This window comes from Mesorhizobium sp. L-8-10 (genome assembly GCF_016756635.1).
Taxonomy (GTDB): Bacteria; Pseudomonadota; Alphaproteobacteria; order Rhizobiales; family Rhizobiaceae.
This window is the reverse complement of sequence record NZ_AP023263.1, coordinates 1,663,763-1,684,003: the sequence shown is the minus strand read 5'-3', so window position 1 is coordinate 1,684,003 and position 20,241 is coordinate 1,663,763. Positions and strand designations below refer to the sequence as shown.

The window sequence follows — 20,241 nt, the reverse complement described above, 5'->3', positions numbered from 1 at the left end:
CGGATGCGCGGGCACGCTCTGAAATCTCGATCTGCGCGGCATGTCCCGAAAATCGCTTCCGACTTTCGGACCGCAGCGGCAGGCCTGCGGCCCGTTTGCCGCGTCTGGATGTGGCTTGGCGATATGGGCGATTTTTGGGTTTTTGGCTACGGCTCGCTGATCTGGCGCCCGGGTTTCGCCCATGTCGAAACGCGACGCGCCCGCCTGCACGGGTTCCGGCGTTCGCTCTGCGTCTATTCCTGGGTCCATCGCGGCACGCCCGAGCGGCCCGGCCTCGTGCTCGGCCTCGATCGCGGCGGCTCCTGCGTCGGGCTGGCGTTCCGCGTGCCCGGCGAATTGCGCGACGAGGTGATCGGCTATCTGCGCGAGCGCGAGTTGGTCACCAATGTCTATTCGGAGCGCACGCTGCCGGTGAGGCTCGACGGCGGCGAGACGGTGACGGCCGTGTGCTACGTCGTCGATCGCGGGCACCGGCAATATGCCGGCAACCTGCATGCCGCCGAAGCCGCCGCCGTCGTCAGGGGAGCGGCCGGCCAGTCCGGGGTGAACGAAGACTATGTGCATTCCACCCTCGCCCATCTGCGCGCGCTCGGCATCCGCGACCACTGGCTCGAGGATGTGGCACACCAGATCGGCGGCGGACACGACTAAAGCATGTCTCCCGAAAGTGTGCGGCGGTTTCGGGAAAAAGACATGCGCCAATCGAGAACCTACAGTTCGTTGCGTGAAGCCTCCTTCGCGCAACGAGCTGTAGGCCGGGGAACCTAATCTTTCGGCTGCAGCCCGAGATCCTTCAACCGCTTCCGCGCCGTCTCGGGCAGCGGCGGCGGGTTCGGCCCGGTCGCGGCCTCGACCAGCAGCTCGTCGCAGCCGGCTTCGGTCTCCCGGATCAGCCGCTCCATGAACTCTTCCTTGCCGAGGCCCGGCGGGATCGGCGGCAGGAAACGCGCCTTGATGGTGCCGGGATAGCGCAGGAACTTGCGGCGAGGCCAATAGAGCCCGGCGGCATGGGCGACCGGCACCACCGGCACGCCCAGGCGGAAATAGAGCTCGACGATACCCCATTTGTAGGCCGGCTCCGCGCCCGGCGGGCGGCGTGTGCCTTCGGGATAGATGATCAGCTGGCGCGGGTTGCGGGCCAGCTCCTGCCGGGTCGCAGCCACAACAGCCTTCAGCGCCTTGGAGCGGCTGCCGCGATCAACCGGGATCATGCGCATCTTCATAATGTACCAGCCGAAGAACGGTATCCAGGTCAGCTCGCGCTTCAGGATGTAGAGCGCATCGGGGACATGCGGCAGGAACGCGATCGTGTCCCAGAAGGACTGGTGCTTCGGCGCGAGGATGTAGGAGCCCTCGGGGAGGTTGTCGACCCCCTGGATCTCGGTCCGGGCACCGGCCAGCTTCGCGTGCAGCCACAGGCTGGTGCGCACCCAGATTTTCGGCACGTACCAGGCCCGCCGGCGCTCCGCCAGGAAATAATATGGCGTCCAGAATATCATCTGGACGATCAGGTTGAGGTAAAAGGCGACGTTGAACGCCAGCGAGCGGAGATAGAGCATCGGCCGCTGGTTACACCAAGCCCGCAAAAAGGAACAGTGGCTCAGCCCCCTGCGGTAGCCTGCGCGTCGACGACCGTGACCGGTTCGGCCACGCTGCGCAACGGCATGACCCCCCGCGCCAGCGCGGCGATGTATTTGGTGTATTCGGTGAACAGCACGCGCAACGCCGCCGGCTTCGTCATCCAGCCGCCCCCGTCGAGCCGGTGGTTGACCACCGGGTAGGGAAGAAGGTCCGCATTGGAAAGATAACGCCGCATCTCGAGCAGGCTGCGCGGCATGTGGTAGTTGTTGGTGACGAGGATCACGCGGCTGTAGGCGTGGCTCGACACCCATTTGGCGCTCTCCTCGGCATTGCCGATCGTGTCGAGCGCGGCATGGTCGATGTCGACGCAGCAGGAGAACAGCTTCTTGTCGCCGCCGGTCGCCGCCTGCAGGTCCCCGAGATCGGCCGCCGGATGGACGCCGCTGATCAGCAGCCGCTTGCCCTTGCCCGATTTCAACAGACTGACGGCGGCATCGATGCGCGACTGCCCGCCGGTGAGCACGATGATGGCGTCGGCTCTCTCGGGATCGTCGGGCGTGGACATGCCGCTGATATGGGTAGCGAACAGGCCGAAACCGCCGGCGAAGACGAGCCCCGCGAGAAGAATCGCCCCGACCGAAAGCTTGAGTGCCGGAAGCTTGAATGCGGAGAAAACCCGACCGTCGCGCGCCTCTCCGGGCTGCGCCCCGATACCCTCTCCGGGCGTGGCCCGGTCGGATATGTCCTTCCCCTTCATGACGTGATGGTTAACCGCCAAATGCGGCGCTGGATAGGAAGATTTACCGTTTTCAGCCAAAATGCATTACAATTTGACATGATTCGTGATCAACTTTCCGGGACATGCCGTCATGTCTCCGGTCGGCCGCCCTCCATGTGGTTCAGATAGGCAACGACGGTGAAGTGCGAGGTAGCGGCGGTCAGGCCGGCGATGACCAGAACGATCAGCGCCACGCCCGCATAGCCCGCTGCGCCGATGGCGAAATTGCCGAAGAGCGCAGTCGCCTGATCCGCCTCCGGCGTCGCGAGATTCATCGACGACCAGAAGGAAAAGGCGATGAAGACCACGACCGCGGCCAGGCCGCCCGCCGCGGCGCCCTTCATGCCGGTGACCAGGAAGTGACGGCGGAACTCCGAGGCGATGAAGCCCGCCTCGGCGCCGACGAAATGCAGGACCTCGATGATATGGCCGTTGCCCGCCATGGCGCCGCGCGTGGCGAACACCACCGTGAGCACGGTCGCTGCCAGCATCAGCACCAGCACCGTCATGCCGATCGTCACCGTGGTGCGCGCCATTGCGACCAGCCGGTCGACCCAGGTGCGGTGGTCGTCGAGCGCCGCGGTGGGCAGTTCCGGCGCCAGCATCGCCCGCATGGCGGCGAAATCGGGCGGATTGTCCTCGTCGATCGTTACGATGACGAGGCGCGGCACCGGCAATTCATCGATGTCGAGGCCGGAACCGAGCCACGGCTCCAGGAGACGAGCGGTCGCGGCGCGGTCGACGATGCTGGTGCTCTTGACGCCGGCGAAACCCGAGGCGATGCGCGCCGCGGCCTGAAGTGCGGCGTCCATGTCGAGCCCGTCGGCCGGCTTGATCTGGATCGTCGCCTCGCGCGCGATCTGGTTCTCCCACACCGCCGCCGTGTCGCGCACCAGCGTCACCGCGCCGAGCGTCAGGCAGGAGAGGAAGGTCATGATGGCGATAACAAGCACCAGCGCGCGGCCGGCGACATTGTGCTCCGGCACGATCGGCGCGGCCTTGCGGCGAGGGGGCTGCGGTACATTCGCGACCGACAGCTCCGCTTGCTGCGGGATCTCGACGCGTTCAGTCATAGATGTCGAGCCTCCCGCCGGAAAGGATCATGCGGCGGGCGTCGACCTGCTCCATCAGGCCGACGTCGTGGGTGGCGATGACGACGGCGGTTCCCAGCCTGTTGAGCTCGAGGAACAGGCGCAGCAGCCGGCGCGCCAGCGGCGGATCGACATTGCCTGTCGGCTCATCAGCCAGGAGGATCTCCGGCTGCTCGATCAGCGCCCGGGCAATCGCGGCGCGCTGTTTCTCGCCGCCGGAAAGCACGGGGGGCAGCACATGCATGCGTTCGCCGAGACCTACCCATCTCAGCAGTTCGACCACGTCGTTGCGGTAGCTGACTTCCTCGCGGCCGCGCACGCGCAGAGGCAGCGAGACGTTCTCATAGGTGGTCATGTGATCGAGCAGCCGGAAATCCTGGAACACGACGCCGATGCGCCGACGGATCAGCGGCAGATCCTGCCGGGAAATGCGCGAACGATCCTTGCCGAAGACCGTGATCAGCCCCCGCGTCGGCTTCAGTGCCAGGAACAGCAGCCTGAGCAGCGTCGTCTTGCCGGCGCCCGACGGTCCGCTCAGGAACTGGAACGAGCGCTCGGGAATCTGGAAGGAAATGTCACGGAGGATTTCCGGACCCATTCCGTATCTGAGGCCGACATTCTCGAAGCGGATCACGTTGCTACAGCCTTGACGTTTCCCGGCGCCGCAAAGCGGCCCGGCCATGTTTGGACCATCGGCCCGCATGGTTAACCATTGGTTAATTTCGGGCCGCTCGGGAGCTTCCGATCGGGAAACGTTAACCATTTCGGGCTACGTCCTGCCGATGAGAGCATGTCCTGACAACAGGATGACGGGCCATATGGCCGACCATTGGAACGCACGCCCGGTTTCGGGCGAAATCATGACGGCGCCGAGTACCGCCGCGCCCGACCTGCGTGCCCGCCCGGAACGCAGTGCCGATATCATCGATGCCCGGTTCGAGCCCGTCGTCTCCGTCGGCCGCACCGGGGATCGCGCCACGACCGCGGGGCAGGCGGCCGTTTCGCCGTCCCGGGGCTTGGATGTGCTGCGCAGCGCCGGGCCGACAACCGAACGGGCCGGTGGCGGCGGGCCGTTCTTCCTGCTCGGCGTCGTGACGCTTGCCGCCGCCGCGTTCTGGATCTCGGGCGGTCACGTGCTCGTCCCCGCGGAATTCGCTTCGGCCGTGTTCCGGCCATGATCAATCCGCATTGCATCGTCCGGCCGGACGGACTATGCGGCAGGGTCTGGCCGGATCCGTCCCCGGCGAATGACATGACCCAGATTGACCACGGTCCAAGGAGAACGCGATGCCGGTGGTACGAGGCAAGGAAATCGAGGTGCTGTTCAGCGCCTCCGAGATCGCCCGCCGCAATCTCGAGCTCGCCGAGGAGATAGGGAAGCGCGACTACCACGACCTTCTGGTCATCGCGATCCTCAAGGGCTCCTTCATCTTTGCGGCCGACCTCATCCGCGCCATGCACGACACCGGGCTTTCGCCCGAGGTCGAGTTCATCTTCATCTCGAGCTACGGCGCCGGCACGACCAGCGGCGAGGTCAGGGTGCTGCGCGACATCGACAACGAAGTGCAGGGACGCGACGTGCTCCTGATCGACGACATCCTGGAATCGGGCAAGACGCTGAAATTCACGCGCGAGCTGATGCTGTCGCGCGGCGCCAGGAGCGTGTCGATCGCGGTGCTGCTCGACAAATATACGCGGCGCCAGACCGAGCTCGACGCCGATTTCACCGGCTTCCAATGTCCCGACTATTTCGTCGTCGGTTACGGCATGGACGTGGCGCACGCGTTCCGCGAACTGCCTTTCGTCGGCGTGGTGAAGGGCGACGCCTGACGCGTCGGCCGATGTTCAGGAAACGTCAAGACTTCGCGGGAAATATCCCGGCATGGCAAGAATCCTGATCGTCGAGGACGACGACTCCGTCCGCTCCTTCACCGCGCGCGCGCTCGCCGCGGCCGGCCACAGCGTCGACACCGCCGAGGACGGCGAGGTCGGGCTCGACCGAATCACCGCCCATTCCGGCGGCTACGATCTCGTGCTCTCCGACATCCGCATGCCCGTGATGGACGGGATCGAAATGGCCAAGAAGGCGGCCGGGGCCTATCCCGGACTGAAGATCCTGCTCATGACCGGCTATGCCGAGCAACGCGAGCGCGCCGCCGAACTGTCGGCGATCGTGCTCGACGTGGTGCAGAAGCCTTTCTCGCTCGCCGAGATCCGGCAGGGCGTCGCCCGCGCGATCGCCTGAGTTCGCGTTTCCAGCAACGCTCGACCTGACCGCTCGGCGGTATTTGTGCCCTGCGAAGACGGGCATCCATCACAGCAGGAACGGGCTCTCCCGCGCAAGGTTGTATTCTTCGAGATTGCCACGAAGAATAGAATTCGGAAGGCAATTGAAAGGCAATGCCGTAAAAGCGCTGCGTTCAGGCTATCAAGCAAATCTCACATAAGAGCCGCACGGCGCGGCGCGATTAATCAAAGCTTTACCGAAACCAGGCAAGTGTTCGGTGACCGTCGCTTCGGGCGACCGCACCGACAACACCGATCCCCGTTCCATCGTCACGCCATGGAGGGTTCCCCGGTCTTGACCGCGGGCGGAGCCGCTTGGGCATTCCGGATCGGGCCGGCCATGAAGGCCTTCCCGCAACCACCGGCTCCGGCTGGCCATGAGGGCCGACCGGCAACGATGAGCTGGGGAAGTTCTGTGCTCACCAATCTGAAAATCTCGCGAAAGCTGGCACTCGCCTTCTTCGCACTCATCGCCACGATCGGAGCCATGAGCGGCGCGGCGCTCTGGAACATGTCGACAATCTCCCAGGCCCAGCATGCCGCCGAAGAATCGAAGGCGACGGCCGGAACCGCGCTTCTGGCGCGCATGGCGCTGGCGCGGGTCGAGAACTCCTATCGCGGCCTGCTCCTGTCGGGTGACGCCTATTACGTCAGCCGCATCGAGAAGCATGGGAACACGCTGAAGAAGGAACTCGCCGCGCTTCGGACCTTGCGGGCCGACGATGCCGAGATCCTTGCGCTCGCCGACAAGGCGGAGCAAGCGCTGGCGATCTACCAGAAGGACGTGATCGCCGCCGGGCAGAAGCTGGCAGCGGATCCGATGACCCGCGACCAGGCGGTCAGGATGGTCGGCCCCGACGGCCCGGCCGACGCACTGATCGCGCCCATCGAGGACGCGCTCGACAGCGTCATCGAACTGGGGACGACGGCCAACCAGGCGTCCTCGGCACAGCAGCAGGTCGAGGTCGACCGCGCTTCCGTCGCCCTCTATGTCGGCCTGGTGGCGGCGCTGCTCATCGCAGCCGGCGTATGGTGGCTTCTCACCCGCCTGATCGCCGCGCCGATCAACGCGCTCACAGCCGCCATGGGCCGCCTGGCTGCCGGCGACAATGCGACCGAGGTGCCGGCGACCGGACGCCGCGACGAGATCGGCCAGATGGCCGGGGCCGTCCAGGTGTTCAAGGACGCCCAGATCGCCAAGGTGCGGCTGGAGGCCGAGGCGGTCGAGACACGCGCCGGGGCCGACGCCGATCGCGCCCGCAGCGAGGAGGAGAAGGCGCGCGAGGCGGCCGAGGACCGCGTCGCGGTGTCGGCTCTGGCCGCCGGCCTGTCGCGGCTCGCCGAGGGCGATCTCTCCTACCGTATCACCGAGGCCTTCGCGCCGAAGGCCGAGCAGCTCAAGACCGACTTCAACCGCGCGATCGCGGAGCTGCAGGCGACCATGGCGACCATCCATGGCGCCGTCGGCGCCATGACCACCGGCACCAGCGAGATCAGCCAGGCCGCCGACGACCTGTCGCGCCGTACCGAGCAGCAGGCAGCAAGCCTCGAGGAGACCGCGGCCGCCCTCGCCGAGGTCACCGGCACGGTCAGGAAGACGGCCGAGGGCGCCCGCCAGGCCGCCCGCGTCACCGGCGAGGCGCGCGAAGGCGCCGAGAAATCAGGCGAAGTCGTCCGCGAGGCGATATCGGCCATGGCCCAGATCGAGAAGTCGTCCGACCAGATCTCGCAGATCATCGGCGTCATCGACGAGATCGCCTTCCAGACCAACCTCCTGGCGCTCAATGCCGGCGTCGAGGCCGCCCGCGCCGGCGAGGCCGGTAAGGGTTTCGCCGTGGTCGCCTCGGAAGTCCGGGCGCTCGCGCAGCGTTCGGCCGAAGCCGCCAAGGAGATCAAGTCGCTGATCTCGACCTCGACCCAGCAGGTCGAGCAGGGCGTCGGCCTCGTCGGCCAGACCGGCACCGTGCTGCAGCATATCGCGGCCCAGGTGACGGAGATGAGCACGCTGGTCGCCGAGATCGCGTCCTCCGCGCATGAGCAGTCCACCGCGCTCGGCGAGGTGAACGTCGCCATCAACCAGATGGACCAGGTGACCCAGCAGAACGCCGCCATGGTGGAACAGTCGACCGCCGCCAGTCACTCGCTGGCTCAGGAGGCGGGCCAGTTGTCGCGGCTCGTGGCGAAGTTCACGCTTGGCGCCGACGCGGCGCGCCCCGCACAGGCTCAGCCGGTCGCAAGGATGCAGCCCGCCGCGAGGCCCGTCGCCGCGCTGAAGACGGTCTCGACCGGCAGGGGATCTGCGGCACTTGCGCCGCAGGCCGACCCCGACGGCTGGGAAGAGTTCTGAGCATTCTGCAAAGGATCCGGCGGCCCGCTTCATGCGGGCCGCTTGCTTTTGAGCGGGCGGAATTCTCCGGCATTTAATTGAACCTTTACCGAACTGAAGCAAGATCGGTGGCGAAGGTTGCCTTGGGCGGGCAGGCCGACAGCACCACGTGATTCGCCAGAAAGCGGGTCGGAACTTTCCGATCCTCGTCGTGGTACCGTTCGCCATACGCCCCAGACACCGATCGATCGGAATTCGAGGGGGCTTCCATGAAATCTTTACGCATTTCGACCAGGCTGTATTTGCTGGTCGCGCTGACGCTCGCGATAACGGCGTGCGTCGTAGTGTTCAATGTGTTCGAGGCCCATCACAGCCTCGTCGACGAACGCAAGGCAATGCTGTCCGCGATGAACGAGAATGCGGTGAGCATCTTCGACGCCTACCACAAGCTCGAAGCCGCCGGCACCATCAGCCGCGAAGAGGCGCAGGCGCGCGCAATGGCGGCAATCAAGCCGATGCGCTATCAGGGCAACGGCTACTTCTGGATCAACGACATGAACCAGAAGATGATCATGCATCCGATCAAGCCGGAAATGGACGGCACCGATCAATCCGCGATGGAGGATGCCCATGGCAAGCCGCTGTTCGCCGAGATGGTCGCGATCGTCAAGGCGCAGGGCAAGGGATTCGTCGATTATTACTGGCCGAAGCCGGGATTCGAGGAGCCGGTGCTGAAATATTCCCACGTGGCCGGTTTCGCGCCGTGGGGCTGGATCGTCGGCACGGGTGTCTACAGTGACGATCTTTCGGCCATGTTCTGGAGCAATGCCACGGTTTCCGGCGGCGCTCTGCTGCTGGGCGTGCTGGTTTCCCTGGCGGCCGCCTTCCTTTCGGTCCGCAGCGTCACCCAGCCGATCAACGCCCTGACTTCGGCCATGGGCAGGCTCGCCACCGGGGACCATTCGACCGAGGTGCCGGCGACCGGACGCCGCGACGAGATCGGCCAGATGGCCGGGGCCGTCCAGGTGTTCAAGGACGCCCAGATCGCCAAGGTGCGGCTGGAGGCCGAGGCGGTCGAGACACGCGCCGGGGCCGACGCCGATCGCGCCCGCAGCGAGGAGGAGAAGGCGCGCGAGACGGAACAAGACCGCGTCGCGATATCCTCCCTGGCCGCCGGCCTGTCGCGGCTCGCCGAGGGCGACCTCTCCTACCGTATCACCGAGGCCTTCGCGCCGAAGGCCGAGCAGCTCAAGACCGACTTCAACCGCGCGATCGCAGAGCTGCAGGCGACCATGGCGACCATCCATGGCGCCGTCGGCGCCATGACCACCGGCACCAGCGAGATCAGCCAGGCCGCCGACGACCTGTCGCGCCGTACCGAGCAGCAGGCGGCAAGCCTCGAGGAGACCGCGGCCGCCCTCGCAGAGGTCACCGGCACGGTCAGGAAGACGGCCGAGGGCGCCCGCCAGGCCGCCCGCGTCACCGGCGAGGCGCGCGAAGGCGCCGAGAAGTCCGGCGAAGTCGTCCGCGAGGCGATATCGGCCATGGCCCAGATCGAGAAGTCGTCCGAGCAGATCTCGCAGATCATCGGCGTCATCGACGAGATCGCCTTCCAGACCAACCTCCTGGCGCTCAATGCCGGCGTCGAGGCCGCCCGCGCCGGCGAGGCCGGTAAGGGTTTCGCCGTGGTCGCCTCGGAAGTCCGGGCGCTCGCGCAGCGTTCGGCCGAAGCCGCCAAGGAGATCAAGTCGCTGATCTCGACCTCGACCCAGCAGGTCGAGCAGGGCGTCGGCCTCGTCGGCCAGACCGGCACCGTGCTGCAGCATATCGCCGCCCAGGTGACGGAGATGAGCACGCTGGTCGCCGAGATCGCGTCCTCCGCGCATGAGCAGTCCACCGCGCTCGGCGAGGTGAACGTCGCCATCAACCAGATGGACCAGGTGACCCAGCAGAACGCCGCCATGGTGGAACAGTCGACCGCGGCCAGCCACTCGCTGGCCCAGGAGGCGGGTCAGTTGTCGCGGCTCGTGGCGAAGTTCACGCTTGGCGCCGACGCGGCGCGCCCCGCGCAGGCTCAGCCGGTCGCAAGGATGCAGCCCGCCGCGAAGCCCGTCGCCGCGCTGAAGACGGTCTCAACCGGCAGGGGATCTGCGGCACTTGCGCCGCAGGCCGACCCCGACGGGTGGGAAGAGTTCTGATGACATGGCACCGGCGGTCGATCTCGTCGACCGCCGAACAGCGAATCAGCGGGAGGCGGCCTCTTCGGCCGCCTTCCTTATTGCAGTCGAGGACAGGGACGACCTCGGCCCGTGGATGAAGGTCCAGGCCGGCGCCCTGGCGCGGGCGAGGCGGGGCGCTTCGAGCTCGTCGATGCGCGCATAGTCGAAAGTCTTGGCCACCACCGACGAGAGGAATGACAGCGTCGCGCCCGGCCGGTCGATCACGGCGATCGGGAAGGTCATCACGATGTCGCGCCAGCGCTGCCACCGATGGAAGTCGCGCAGGCTGTCGGCGCCCATGATCCACACGAAATCGACGCCGGGATTGCGGGCCTTCACGAGGGCCAGCGTGTCGGCCGTGTAGCGGACATGATGCGCCGCCTCGAAGGCGGTGACCTTGATGCGCGGATCCCGCGCGATCGTCTCGGACCAGCGGATGCGCTCGGCGAGCGGCGCAAGCTCCCTTTTGCTCTTCAGCGGATTGCCGGGGGTGACGATCCACCAGAGCTGGTCGAGCCTGAGGCGACGCAGCGCGATCTCCGCTGCCAACGCATGGCCGCCATGCGGCGGGTTGAACGAACCGCCGAACAGCCCGACCGCCCGGCCGCGCGGAGCATGCGGCATCTTGAGATACCGTGGATGGACCCCGGCAAAAGGCGATGCGCCGTCGCTCAAAATTGATTGCGCCTACCGCGCTGACATTTTGGCAATGGCCCCTGCCATGAAAATAGGGCGGAAAGCCTTTTGATTTCAGTCGGATAGGGTTTCGCCTGATACCCCTCTCTGTCCTGCCGGACATCTCCCCCACAAGGGGGGAGACCGGCAGTCATCGATGACGGCACTCGTCCTGCGAGGTTGACGATTGGCGAAATCCAAGCGGCCGGCCTATCTCCCCCCTTGTGGGGGAGATGTCCGGCAGGACAGAGAGGGGTGCGAAGACACGCCGCACTTTCATCCATGATGGCGCCCGGTGACCGGCGGTGGGTCTCATCCGACCGCGCCGAGCCTGTCCTCGGGCTTTCGCGCCAGCGGGCATGGGCCACGACGTTGCGCGCTCCCACGGTCGATCTCATCGACCGCGGATATGATTTGGTGGGCGAAGCTGGCCGATCTCGAACAGAGACCGCACGAAGACCGATCACGGCCGCGTCTGCCCCGATCCGCGCACCCGATATTTGAACGACGTCAGTTGCTCGACGCCGACCGGCCCGCGTGCATGCATCTTGCCGGTGGCGATACCGATCTCGGCGCCCATGCCGAACTCGCCGCCGTCGGCGAACTGCGTCGAGGCATTGTGCAGGAGGATCGCCGAATCGATCTCGTTGAAGAAGCGTTCGACCGTCGCCTGATCCTCCGCCACGATCGCTTCGGTGTGATGGGACGAATAGGTCTCGATATGATCGATCGCGCCGGCCACGCCGTCGACCAGCTTCGCCGAGATGATGGCATCGAGATATTCGGTCCGCCAATCCGCCTCCGTGGCCGGCTTCGCCGCAGGAAACGCGGCGACGACCTCCTCGCTGCCGCGGATCTCGCAGCCGGCCGCGGCGAGCGCGTCGAGCACCGGCACGAGATGGGTCGCGGCCACGGCACGGTCGACCAGCAGCGTCTCGGCCGAGCCGCAGATGCCGGTGCGGCGCATCTTGGCGTTGACGGCGATCGCCACGGCCATGTCGAGTTCGGCCGAACGATCGATGTAGAGATGGCAGATGCCTTCGAGATGGGCGAAGACGGGCACCCTCGCCTCGGTCTGCACCCGGCCGACGAGGCTCTTGCCGCCGCGCGGCACGATGACGTCGAGATTGCCGTCGAGGCCCTTCAGCATCTCGCCGACGGCGGCGCGATCGGTGACGGGCACGAGTTGGATCGCCGCTTCCGGCAATCCTGCCGCCTTCAAGCCTTCGACGAGGCAGGCATGGATCGCGGCCGAGGAATTGGCCGAATCCGAGCCGCCGCGCAGGATGACCGCGTTGCCGGCCTTGAGGCAGAGCGCGCCGGCATCGGCCGTCACGTTCGGACGGCTCTCGTAGATCACGCCGATCACGCCGAGCGGGGTGCGCACGCGCTCGATCTCGAGCCCATTCGGCCGCTGCCAGGCGGCTATGACCCGGCCGACCGGATCCTCCAGCGCGGCGATGGCGCGGATGCCTTCGGCCATGTCGCGGATGCGGGCAGGCGTAAGCTTCAGCCGGTCGAGGAAGGAGCCGGCGAGACCCGCCTCAACGCCGTTCGTCATGTCGATGGCATTGGCTTCCAGGATCGCCGCTTCGTTGCGCAGGATCGCATCGGCCATGGCGTCGAGGGCCGCATTCTTGGCCGATGTCGGGGCGATCGCCAGCGGTCGCGCGGCGGCGCGCGCAGCGCGGCCGATCCCGGCCATCAGTTGAACGACGTCTGCGGCGTGCTTGTCGAGCATGGCCTATCCCTCCACCCGCATCGGCTCGGCCGGCCGGCTGACGACCAGGTCGTCGCGGTGCACCATTGCCGACCGCGCTTCGTAGCCGAGCACTGTCGCAATCTCGGCGGTCTTCAATCCTGCGATCCTTACGGCATCCGCCGCATCATAGGCAACCAGCCCGCGCGCGATCTCGCGGCCTTCCGGGCCGAGAATGGCGACCGTATCGCCTCGCGAGAAGCTGCCGGCAACCTGCTTCACGCCGGCCGGCAGCAGCGACTTGCCCGACAGCAGCGCACCCACCGCGCCGGCATCGACCACCAGCCGTCCGGCCGGCTCGAGCTGTCCGGCGATCCAGGTCTTGTAACCCTTGACCGGACTGGCGCTCGGCCGGAAGAAAGTGGCGCGCTCGCCGCGGTCGATCGCCGAGAGCGGATTCAACCGGCTGCCGAGCGTGATGACCATGGCCGTGCCGGCCGTGGTCGCGATCTTGCCCGCGTCGAGCTTGGTGCGCATGCCGCCGCGCGACAGTTCGGACGCCGCGCCGCCGGCCATGGCCTCGATCTCGGGCGTGATGCGGTCGACGACGGGGATGAACGCCGCCGACGGGTCGAGTGCCGGCGGCGCCGTATAGAGTCCGTCTATGTCGGAAAGCAGCACCAGCAGGTCCGCGCCCATCATCGTGGCGACGCGGGCGGCGAGACGGTCGTTGTCGCCGTAGCGGATCTCGGTGGTCGCCACCGTGTCGTTCTCGTTGATGACGGGCACGGCGCGCATTTTCAGGAGCGTCGAGATGGTGGCGCGCGCGTTGAGGTAGCGGCGCCGCTCCTCGGTATCGCCGAGCGTCACGAGGACCTGGCCGGATTTCAGCCCCTTGCACCCGAGTTCGTCCGACCACGCTCCGGCAAGTGCGATCTGTCCGACGGCGGCGGCGGCCTGGCTCTCCTCGAGCTTCAGCGCCCGCTTGCCGAGGCCAAGAATGGTGCGGCCGAGCGCGATAGCGCCCGAGGAGACGACAAGCACATCCGCCCCGGCTGATGTGAGCGCCTCCACATCGTCGACCAGCGAGGCCAGCCACTCGCGCTTGAGTCCGGTAGAGCGGTCGACCAGCAGGGCCGAGCCGATCTTGACCGTGATGCGGCGGTAGTTCTGGAGCGACTGCGTCATGAGTGCAGTCCAGTATTGTCGTCGCAGAAACACTCGAAAGTTCGCGCCTTACGTTGCCCCCCTCTGTCCTGCCGGACATCTCCCCCACAAGGGGGGAGATCGGCTGTCATCGGCGAAGGCGTCCGTTCTGCAGCGTCGCAGATTGGCGAAAGGCAAGCGGCCGGCCGATCTCCCCCCTTGTGGGGGAGATGTCCGGCAGGACAGAGGGGGGCAACGTGGAGCGCCATCATCATTTCATTGCCTACCTTGCCCACCGCGCGTCCGGTTCGGCCGGCGCTTCGGCCTCCCTGGCTCCGTGGATCTCGCCCGCCAGCGTGCGCAGCACCGCTTCGACACCCTCGCCGGTGACGGCCGACAGCAGGAAGGGCGCGCGGCCGGCCGCGCGCTTCAGCGCCGCGACCTTCTTCTTGCGGGTGGCGGCGTCGAGCGTGTCGATCTGGCAAAGCGCGACGATCTCCGGTTTCTCGGCCAGTCCGTGGCCATAGGCTTCGAGTTCGCCGCGCACTGTCTTGTAGGCTTTCCCGGGATTTTCCTCCTGGGCGGAAACGAGGTGCAGCAGCACGCGTGTGCGCTCGACATGGCCGAGGAAGCGGTCGCCGATGCCCACGCCCTCATGCGCGCCCTCGATCAGGCCGGGAATGTCGGCGAGCACGAATTCGCGCGCGTCGATGCGCGCCACGCCGAGGCCGGGATGCAGCGTCGTGAAGGGATAGTCGGCGATCTTCGGCTTGGCCGCCGTCACCGCCGCCAGAAAGGTCGACTTGCCGGCGTTGGGCAAACCGACCAGGCCGGCATCGGCGATGAGCTTCAGGCGAAGCCAGATCGTGCGCTCGTCGCCCGGCAGGCCGGGATTGGCGCGGCGCGGCGCCTGGTTGGTCGACGTCTTGAAATGCTGGTTGCCGAAGCCGCCATTGCCGCCGGCCGCGAGGCGGAAACGCTGTCCGACCTCGGTGAGGTCGCAGATCAGCGTCTCGTTGTCTTCCTCGTAGATCTGCGTGCCGGCCGGCACTTTGAGCGTGACGTCCGCACCCTTGGCGCCGGTCCGGTTGCGGCCCATGCCGTGCACGCCGGTCTTGGCCCGGAAATGCTGCTGGTAGCGATAGTCGATCAGTGTGTTGAGCCCATCGACAGCCTCGGCCCAGACGTCGCCGCCACGACCGCCGTCGCCACCGTCCGGCCCGCCGAACTCGATGAATTTCTCGCGGCGGAACGACACCGAGCCGGCGCCCCCGTCGCCGGAGCGGATGTAGACTTTTGCCTGATCGAGGAACTTCATCTTCTGGTCAATCTGCCGTGAAACGGCCCCTGCTCTAGACTATTTCCGCGCCGGATTGAACTGTCTTGCCGACAATGCTTCGCGCGGCAGCGCCAGGGCATCGGCCCGAAGGCGGGATCGATCCTCGAGCGACATGGTGCCCGGGTGGCTGAATGCCCTTGGCGCCTCCAAAGGACGCTCCTGGATTGCGACCGTTTGCCCCGAAGAAAGTCGCAGGCGACAGGTTGCCGCGAAGTACCCGGCGGCAACATTATCGGAACGCAAGTGCGGGAGAAGCATATGAAGCTGGTGAGCTACAATATCCAATACGGCATGGGCCGCGACGGCGTCTTCGACCCCGACCGGATCGCGGCAAGCGTGGCGGATGCCGACATCATCGCCCTGCAGGAGGTGTCGCGCGGGCTCGCCCAGAATGGCGGCGCCGATCTCGTCGCGTTGATGAAAGACCGCCTGCCCGGCCATTTCGCCGCATTCGCCGCGGCCATGGACATCGACGGCGGTTCGTCGATCGTCGACGGACGCGCTGTGACGCGCCGCCGGCAGTTCGGCAACATGGTCCTCAGCCGCTGGCCGATCCTCGCCACGCGCAATCTTCTCCTGCCCCGCAGCCGCAGTTTCGACCGCGCCAACTTCCAGCGCGCGGCACTGGAGGCGCTGATCGTCACGCCGCTCGGGCCCCTCAGGATCTATGACGTGCATCTCGACCATATCAATCACGAGGAGCGGATGCTCCAGATCACCGACCTCAAGAAACGGATCTTCGCCTATCCGATGGAAGGAGGCGCGATCACCGGTGCCGCCGAATATGGCGAAGAAGAGCTGCCGCATCCCGAGGATTTCGTGCTGCTCGGCGATTTCAACATGACGCCGGATTCACCGGAATATGGGCTGATGGCGGGCGAGGCCGACTATGCCGAGGGCCGGCGCATCGTGGCCCATCACCCCGTCGACGCCTCCCGTATCGAGGGCCCAAACGGCGAAGTGAGCTGGATCGACACGCAAAGGCCGGAGCGACGCGGCCGCCTCGATTACTGCTTCGTCTCGGCCAGCCTCGCCGGCCGCGTCCGCCGCGCCTGGATCGACACCCAAGCGCCGGGTTCGGATCATTTTCCGGTGTGGGTGGAGATGGAGTGGTGAATGGTGAATGGCAAAATGGTGAATGGTCAGGCGCCCGCCGGCCACTCAGTGGGCGGACCTGACCGTGTCCATTCACCATTCACTATTCACCATTCACCAGCCTCATAATTTCCCCCAACTCCTCAAACTCACCCACGTCTTCCGATCCAGCCGATAGCGTTCGACCGGCACCTGGCCGGCCACCAGCGAGTTGAGCATGCCCTGGCCGGCATACTGGAAGCCGCATTTGTGGATGACGCGCCGCGAGGCGGGATTGATGACGCGGCATGAGACGTGCAGTTCCGCGATGTTGGTCGCGCGGAAAGCGAGGTCGACCAGGGCATGCGCGGCTTCCGTCGCATAGCCGCGCTTCCAGTAGGGTTCGCCGATCCAGTATCCGATCTCGAGCCCGCGCTCGGTGGCGTTGAGGCCGGCGCAGCCGACGAAGGCGCCGGTGTCGGCGAGCGTCACGGCATAGACGCAGCCGGCCTTCCTCTGCCGGGACATGGCGATGAAGGCCCGCGCTTCGGCCTCGCCATAGGGATGGGGCATGCGCGACAGCATCTCCGCGACGCGCCGGTTGCCGGCGAGCTCGGCCAGTTCCTGGATGTCGTGGTCGTGCGGCGGCCGCAGCACCAGGCGCTCGGTGACCAGAACCGGGCAATCTATGGTGGTACTTTCGCCCTCGAAATCGTCGTCCGTTTCCTTGATCATCGCAATCTCCTCGATTTGCGTACCATCAATGGGCCTGGATGCAGTCGCATCCAGGCGGCCTCAGTCGCCGGCGCGGCCCATCCGGGCCGCTTGGCTTTCGCGCCAACGGGCGTGGGCCACGCAGTCGCGCGCTCCAACGGTCGAATGGTCGACCGTTGGTACAGTTCTGTTGACGCATCAGGCTGCATGGGCCGCCGGCCGGACATGCGCATCGCCTTCGAAGGCGGCGCGCGTCAGCCGGGTCTTGACGATCGCGACCATCTCGTTGCGCGGGACCGACCAGGCATTGCCGCCGCCGCAGACGCTGAAGCCCAGCTTCTGCTGGACCCGCTGCGAGGCCGGATTGTCGACGAAGGCCGAGGACCTGACGGCTGCGATGTCGCGCGTGGCGAAGGCATGGCCGATCAGCGCGCGGGCGGCCTCGCTGACGAAGCCGCGGCCGTGCCAGGGTTCGGCAAGCCAGTAGCCGAGTTCCGGCTCCGGCCCGGCGCCCTCGATGGAGACGATGCCGATCAGCCGCTGGCGGTGGATGGTGTAGACCATCGCGTCCGGATCGTCGGCGAGGCCGGCGATCCACTCCTCGGCGTCGGCCTGGGCGTAGGGGAAAGGCACGCGGGCCAGCATGCGCGCAACGGCCCGGTTGGAAAGCCACAGCGCGATGTCCTCGGCATCGAACGCGATCGGCGGTCTCAGCGTCAGCCGCCTCGTAACCAGAATATGCATTGGCCGTCCTCCAGATGCGAAAAAGGGGAGATGGTTGCCCATCTCCCCTGATCCTTTTCCGGATTCTGCCGGACACCGGTTCCCGAGATGGGCGCCGGTGTTGTGGTGCGGGACCGGCTACTCCGCTGCTTCAGTAATCGGGTTTACCGACACGTAGGTTCGGCCGTTGGCTTTCTTACGGAAGGCCACCGCGCCGGCTTCGAGTGCAAAAAGCGTATGGTCCTTGCCAAGGCCGACATTGGTGCCGGGATGCCACTTGGTGCCACGTTGACGCACGAGGATGTTGCCTGCGAGCACCTTCTCGCCGCCGAACTTCTTCACGCCAAGACGCTTGGACTCGGAATCGCGACCGTTGCGCGACGAACCGCCAGCTTTCTTATGTGCCATCGGTGTTCTCCTTCAGTCCCGTTCTTACTCTGATTCCGCCGCGGCTGCAGCCTTTTTCGGCGCGGCCTTCTTGGCGGGCTTCTTCTCGGCGTCGGCGGAAACCTCGGCCACGTCTTCCTTCTTCGCCGCGGCCGCCTTGGAAGGCTTGGCCCCGCCGGTCAGGATCTCGGAGATCCGGACCTCGGTGTGCAGCTGACGGTTGCCGCGGGCGCGGCGCGAATTCTGGCGACGGCGCTTCTTGAACGCGATCACCGAGCGCGCCTTGCCCTGCTCGACGACTTCGGCCGTGACGACGGCGCCGGCCACGAAGGGCGCGCCGATCTCGACAGAATCGCCTTCGCCGACGGCGAGGACTTCGACGAATTCCACGATGTCACCGGCATTGCCGGCGACCTTCTCGACCTTGAGCAGGTCGTTGGCGGCGACGCGATACTGCTTGCCGCCCGTTTTGATGACTGCGAACATTTCTTGCCTTTCGCTGTTCGGTCGGCCTTATGGTCCGCATGAAGCGGTCCGGCCGTCTTTTTGTCAGTCTGTTTCGGGTTCAAACGACATCCGGCGCGGAGAGACCCCACGCCGGATGCTGGCTGTCCCTAACGCGCCGATGACGCCAAGTCAAGGCAAAGGCTATAAAATCGCTTCGAAGGGGCCTTGCGGTGCGTGCGCCCACCCGTTATCTAGTGCGCCGCGCCGGCAACGGCGGACCACGCCCCGCGGAGAGGTGGCAGAGTGGTTGAATGCACCGCACTCGAAATGCGGCATACTCGCAAGGGTATCGGGGGTTCGAATCCCCCCCTCTCCGCCATCCTGCTTCGCGCTGCGCGCTTCGCAGGATTTGGCACACAGCTCCCATTCGAAGCAGGATGCCCTCCGAAGCTTCAGCGAAGGAGGGCTTTTCGATAGCAGGATTGGCATCAGCCTTCATCCTGCTTCGCGCTGCGCGCTTCGCAGGATTTGGCACACAGCTCTCATTCGAAGCAGGATGCCCTCCGAAGCTTCAGCGAAGGAGGGCTTTTCGATAGCAGGATTGGCATCAGCCTTCATCCTGCTTCGCGCTGCGCGCTTCGCAGGATTTGGCACACAGCTCTCATTCGAAGCAGGATGCCCTCCGAAGCTTCAGCGAAGGAGGGCTTTTCGATAGCAGGATTGGCATCAGCATTCTCCTGCTGCGCGCTTCGCAGGATTTGGCGCCCCCGTTGATGCGCCCTCCGAAGCCTTACCGAAGGGGGGCGCTACGCAGGATTTGGCGCCCAGCTCTCATTCGAAGCAGGATGCCCTCCGAAGCTTCAGCGAAGGAGGGCGGGATGAAGCCTCAAACATCAGCCTGCTTCCCCCTTCGGGCCCTTGGTGTCACGGCCATGCCGAGAAACACGGTCATGGCCTGATTGAGACGCACCATGTCCTCGTGGTCGAGCCGCCCGACCTGGGCGCCAAGCCTGGCCTTGGGGACAGTGGTGATCTTGTCCACCATCAGGCGGCAGGTGGAGCGCAGGCCGTTGCGCTCGTTCGGCTCCACGACGGGGCGGAACAACGGCACTTCGGTCGGGTCGGTGGTGAAGGCGCAGATCGTGATGGAGTCGGTGGCGTCGAAACTGTCGTCCTGGACGATGACGGCAGGGCGTGGCTCGCCCGCATAGTCCTTGCCCCCGGAGACGGTCCAGACCTCACCGCGCCTCATTCATCGCCCCAGTCGGACACGGCGTCGATGAACGCTTGATCTCCGCGCGCGTAAGCGCTGGCAGCGACAGCCTGCGACTGACGATGAGCTTGCGTCCGGAAGGAAGGTGAACGCACGTCCGGCACCCAGATCTGGATCGGACGCAGCCCCTGTGCGCGCAGCCGCTCGCGATGTTCGCGCACCTTCTCCCGAACAGGCTTGGGCTTCGATGCCGACACTACCGGCCTCCGCAATTTCAGTTACATGTAACTTAGCATGGACCTCCCTCGGATGTCAGCACGTCCACACCGCGTTCGGCCCCTCAGGCTGCGGCCACCCTTGAGTTCTGGAATGCGCTCGATCTGGCACTCAACACGTCTTGAGCGCCATTCGTGGCGGACAACGGACGTTGTCTTCCAGAAACGCCTCTATTTGACAGACAACGATTCTTGACGCGGACCAACCGAAGCGCTGTTGCAGGCCGGCGCTCTACAGCTTTGAACCCTTACTCGCTATTGTACGGGA

At 66.0% G+C, this 20,241-nt stretch carries 21 protein-coding genes and 1 tRNA gene; 8 read left to right on the top strand and 14 right to left on the bottom strand.

The features are described 5' to 3' along the window. The first annotated feature begins 123 nt into the window (after positions 1 to 123). Positions 124 to 651, top strand: coding sequence for a gamma-glutamylcyclotransferase (locus tag JN280_RS07745; RefSeq protein ID WP_202311212.1), 528 nt, complete (start codon positions 124 to 126; stop codon positions 649 to 651). A 113-nt stretch (positions 652 to 764) separates the two neighbouring features. Here JN280_RS07745 and JN280_RS07740 read toward each other — a convergent pair whose 3' ends face one another. The 4 genes from JN280_RS07740 to ftsE all read right to left on the bottom strand — a co-directional run bounded on the left by JN280_RS07740 (position 765) and on the right by ftsE (position 4,084). After that, positions 765 to 1,559, bottom strand: a complete 795-nt coding sequence (locus JN280_RS07740) for a lysophospholipid acyltransferase family protein (RefSeq protein ID WP_202311210.1) — start codon at positions 1,557 to 1,559, stop codon at positions 765 to 767. A gap of 41 nt (positions 1,560 to 1,600) precedes the next feature. Continuing rightward, entirely contained in the window at positions 1,601 to 2,338 is a 738-nt protein-coding gene (locus tag JN280_RS07735) for a YdcF family protein (RefSeq protein WP_202311209.1), read from the bottom strand. Between the two features lie 110 nt (positions 2,339 to 2,448). Then, positions 2,449 to 3,432, bottom strand: a complete 984-nt coding sequence (locus JN280_RS07730; protein ID WP_202311208.1) for a cell division protein FtsX — start codon at positions 3,430 to 3,432, stop codon at positions 2,449 to 2,451. Further along, positions 3,425 to 4,084 carry a cell division ATP-binding protein FtsE gene (gene ftsE / locus JN280_RS07725; RefSeq protein ID WP_202311207.1) on the bottom strand — a complete coding sequence of 220 codons (660 nt, stop codon included), beginning with the start codon at positions 4,082 to 4,084 and terminating at the stop codon, positions 3,425 to 3,427. The genes JN280_RS07730 and ftsE overlap by 8 nt, the downstream gene beginning before the upstream one ends. A gap of 184 nt (positions 4,085 to 4,268) precedes the next feature. Between ftsE and JN280_RS07720 the strand changes: the two genes are divergently transcribed. The 5 genes from JN280_RS07720 (at position 4,269) to JN280_RS07700 (ending at position 10,260) form a co-directional block, all read left to right on the top strand. Next, positions 4,269 to 4,628 (top strand): hypothetical protein, encoded by a 360-nt coding sequence (locus tag JN280_RS07720; protein ID WP_202311206.1) that lies wholly within the window; start codon positions 4,269 to 4,271, stop codon positions 4,626 to 4,628. 109 nt (positions 4,629 to 4,737) lie between these two features. Beyond that, a complete protein-coding gene (hpt, locus tag JN280_RS07715; RefSeq protein ID WP_202311205.1) occupies positions 4,738 to 5,280 on the top strand; it encodes a hypoxanthine phosphoribosyltransferase in 543 nt (180 codons plus the stop codon). Positions 5,281 to 5,332: 52 nt separating this feature from the next. Further along, positions 5,333 to 5,695: a response regulator gene (locus tag JN280_RS07710; RefSeq protein ID WP_202311204.1), complete on the top strand. Its 363-nt coding sequence runs from the start codon at positions 5,333 to 5,335 to the stop codon at positions 5,693 to 5,695. 456 nt (positions 5,696 to 6,151) lie between these two features. Beyond that, positions 6,152 to 8,083, top strand: coding sequence for a methyl-accepting chemotaxis protein (locus tag JN280_RS07705; protein WP_202311203.1), 1,932 nt, complete (start codon positions 6,152 to 6,154; stop codon positions 8,081 to 8,083). A 248-nt stretch (positions 8,084 to 8,331) separates the two neighbouring features. Then, entirely contained in the window at positions 8,332 to 10,260 is a 1,929-nt protein-coding gene (locus tag JN280_RS07700) for a methyl-accepting chemotaxis protein (protein WP_202311202.1), read from the top strand. Positions 10,261 to 10,305: 45 nt separating this feature from the next. On the opposite strand, the gene JN280_RS07695 is transcribed toward JN280_RS07700, so the two are convergent. The 4 genes from JN280_RS07695 to obgE form a co-directional block, all read right to left on the bottom strand. Continuing rightward, positions 10,306 to 10,905 (bottom strand): nicotinate-nucleotide adenylyltransferase, encoded by a 600-nt coding sequence (locus JN280_RS07695; protein ID WP_202311200.1) that lies wholly within the window; start codon positions 10,903 to 10,905, stop codon positions 10,306 to 10,308. A gap of 514 nt (positions 10,906 to 11,419) precedes the next feature. Next, positions 11,420 to 12,697: a glutamate-5-semialdehyde dehydrogenase gene (locus JN280_RS07690; RefSeq protein WP_202311198.1), complete on the bottom strand. Its 1,278-nt coding sequence runs from the start codon at positions 12,695 to 12,697 to the stop codon at positions 11,420 to 11,422. A 3-nt stretch (positions 12,698 to 12,700) separates the two neighbouring features. Next, a complete protein-coding gene (proB, locus tag JN280_RS07685) occupies positions 12,701 to 13,843 on the bottom strand; it encodes a glutamate 5-kinase (RefSeq protein WP_202311197.1) in 1,143 nt (380 codons plus the stop codon). Positions 13,844 to 14,084: 241 nt separating this feature from the next. Further along, positions 14,085 to 15,119 carry a GTPase ObgE gene (gene obgE / locus JN280_RS07680; protein ID WP_202311196.1) on the bottom strand — a complete coding sequence of 345 codons (1,035 nt, stop codon included), beginning with the start codon at positions 15,117 to 15,119 and terminating at the stop codon, positions 14,085 to 14,087. Between the two features lie 279 nt (positions 15,120 to 15,398). On the opposite strand from obgE, the gene JN280_RS07675 reads away from it, so the two are divergent. Next, a complete protein-coding gene (locus JN280_RS07675; protein ID WP_202311195.1) occupies positions 15,399 to 16,256 on the top strand; it encodes an endonuclease/exonuclease/phosphatase family protein in 858 nt (285 codons plus the stop codon). A gap of 102 nt (positions 16,257 to 16,358) precedes the next feature. On the opposite strand, the gene JN280_RS07670 is transcribed toward JN280_RS07675, so the two are convergent. The 4 genes from JN280_RS07670 to rplU form a co-directional block, all read right to left on the bottom strand. Then, the gene (locus tag JN280_RS07670) at positions 16,359 to 16,949 is read right to left on the bottom strand and encodes a GNAT family N-acetyltransferase (protein ID WP_202311194.1); all 591 of its coding nucleotides are present in this window, start codon (positions 16,947 to 16,949) and stop codon (positions 16,359 to 16,361) included. A 177-nt stretch (positions 16,950 to 17,126) separates the two neighbouring features. Continuing rightward, a complete protein-coding gene (locus JN280_RS07665; protein ID WP_202311193.1) occupies positions 17,127 to 17,672 on the bottom strand; it encodes a GNAT family N-acetyltransferase in 546 nt (181 codons plus the stop codon). Between the two features lie 117 nt (positions 17,673 to 17,789). Continuing rightward, positions 17,790 to 18,059 (bottom strand): 50S ribosomal protein L27, encoded by a 270-nt coding sequence (gene rpmA, locus JN280_RS07660; RefSeq protein ID WP_202311192.1) that lies wholly within the window; start codon positions 18,057 to 18,059, stop codon positions 17,790 to 17,792. Positions 18,060 to 18,083: 24 nt separating this feature from the next. Continuing rightward, positions 18,084 to 18,524, bottom strand: a complete 441-nt coding sequence (gene rplU, locus JN280_RS07655) for a 50S ribosomal protein L21 (protein WP_202311191.1) — start codon at positions 18,522 to 18,524, stop codon at positions 18,084 to 18,086. 250 nt (positions 18,525 to 18,774) lie between these two features. Between rplU and JN280_RS07650 the strand changes: the two genes are divergently transcribed. Further along, positions 18,775 to 18,864: transfer RNA gene (locus JN280_RS07650), tRNA-Ser, on the top strand. 507 nt (positions 18,865 to 19,371) lie between these two features. Here JN280_RS07650 and JN280_RS07645 read toward each other — a convergent pair. Both JN280_RS07645 and JN280_RS07640 read right to left on the bottom strand, forming a co-directional pair. Further along, complete coding sequence (locus JN280_RS07645; protein ID WP_202311190.1) at positions 19,372 to 19,737, bottom strand: type II toxin-antitoxin system PemK/MazF family toxin; 366 nt, start codon at positions 19,735 to 19,737, stop codon at positions 19,372 to 19,374. After that, the gene (locus tag JN280_RS07640) at positions 19,734 to 19,955 is read right to left on the bottom strand and encodes an antitoxin MazE family protein (RefSeq protein WP_244743084.1); all 222 of its coding nucleotides are present in this window, start codon (positions 19,953 to 19,955) and stop codon (positions 19,734 to 19,736) included. The genes JN280_RS07645 and JN280_RS07640 overlap by 4 nt, the downstream gene beginning before the upstream one ends. Between the last annotated feature and the right edge of the window lie 286 nt (positions 19,956 to 20,241).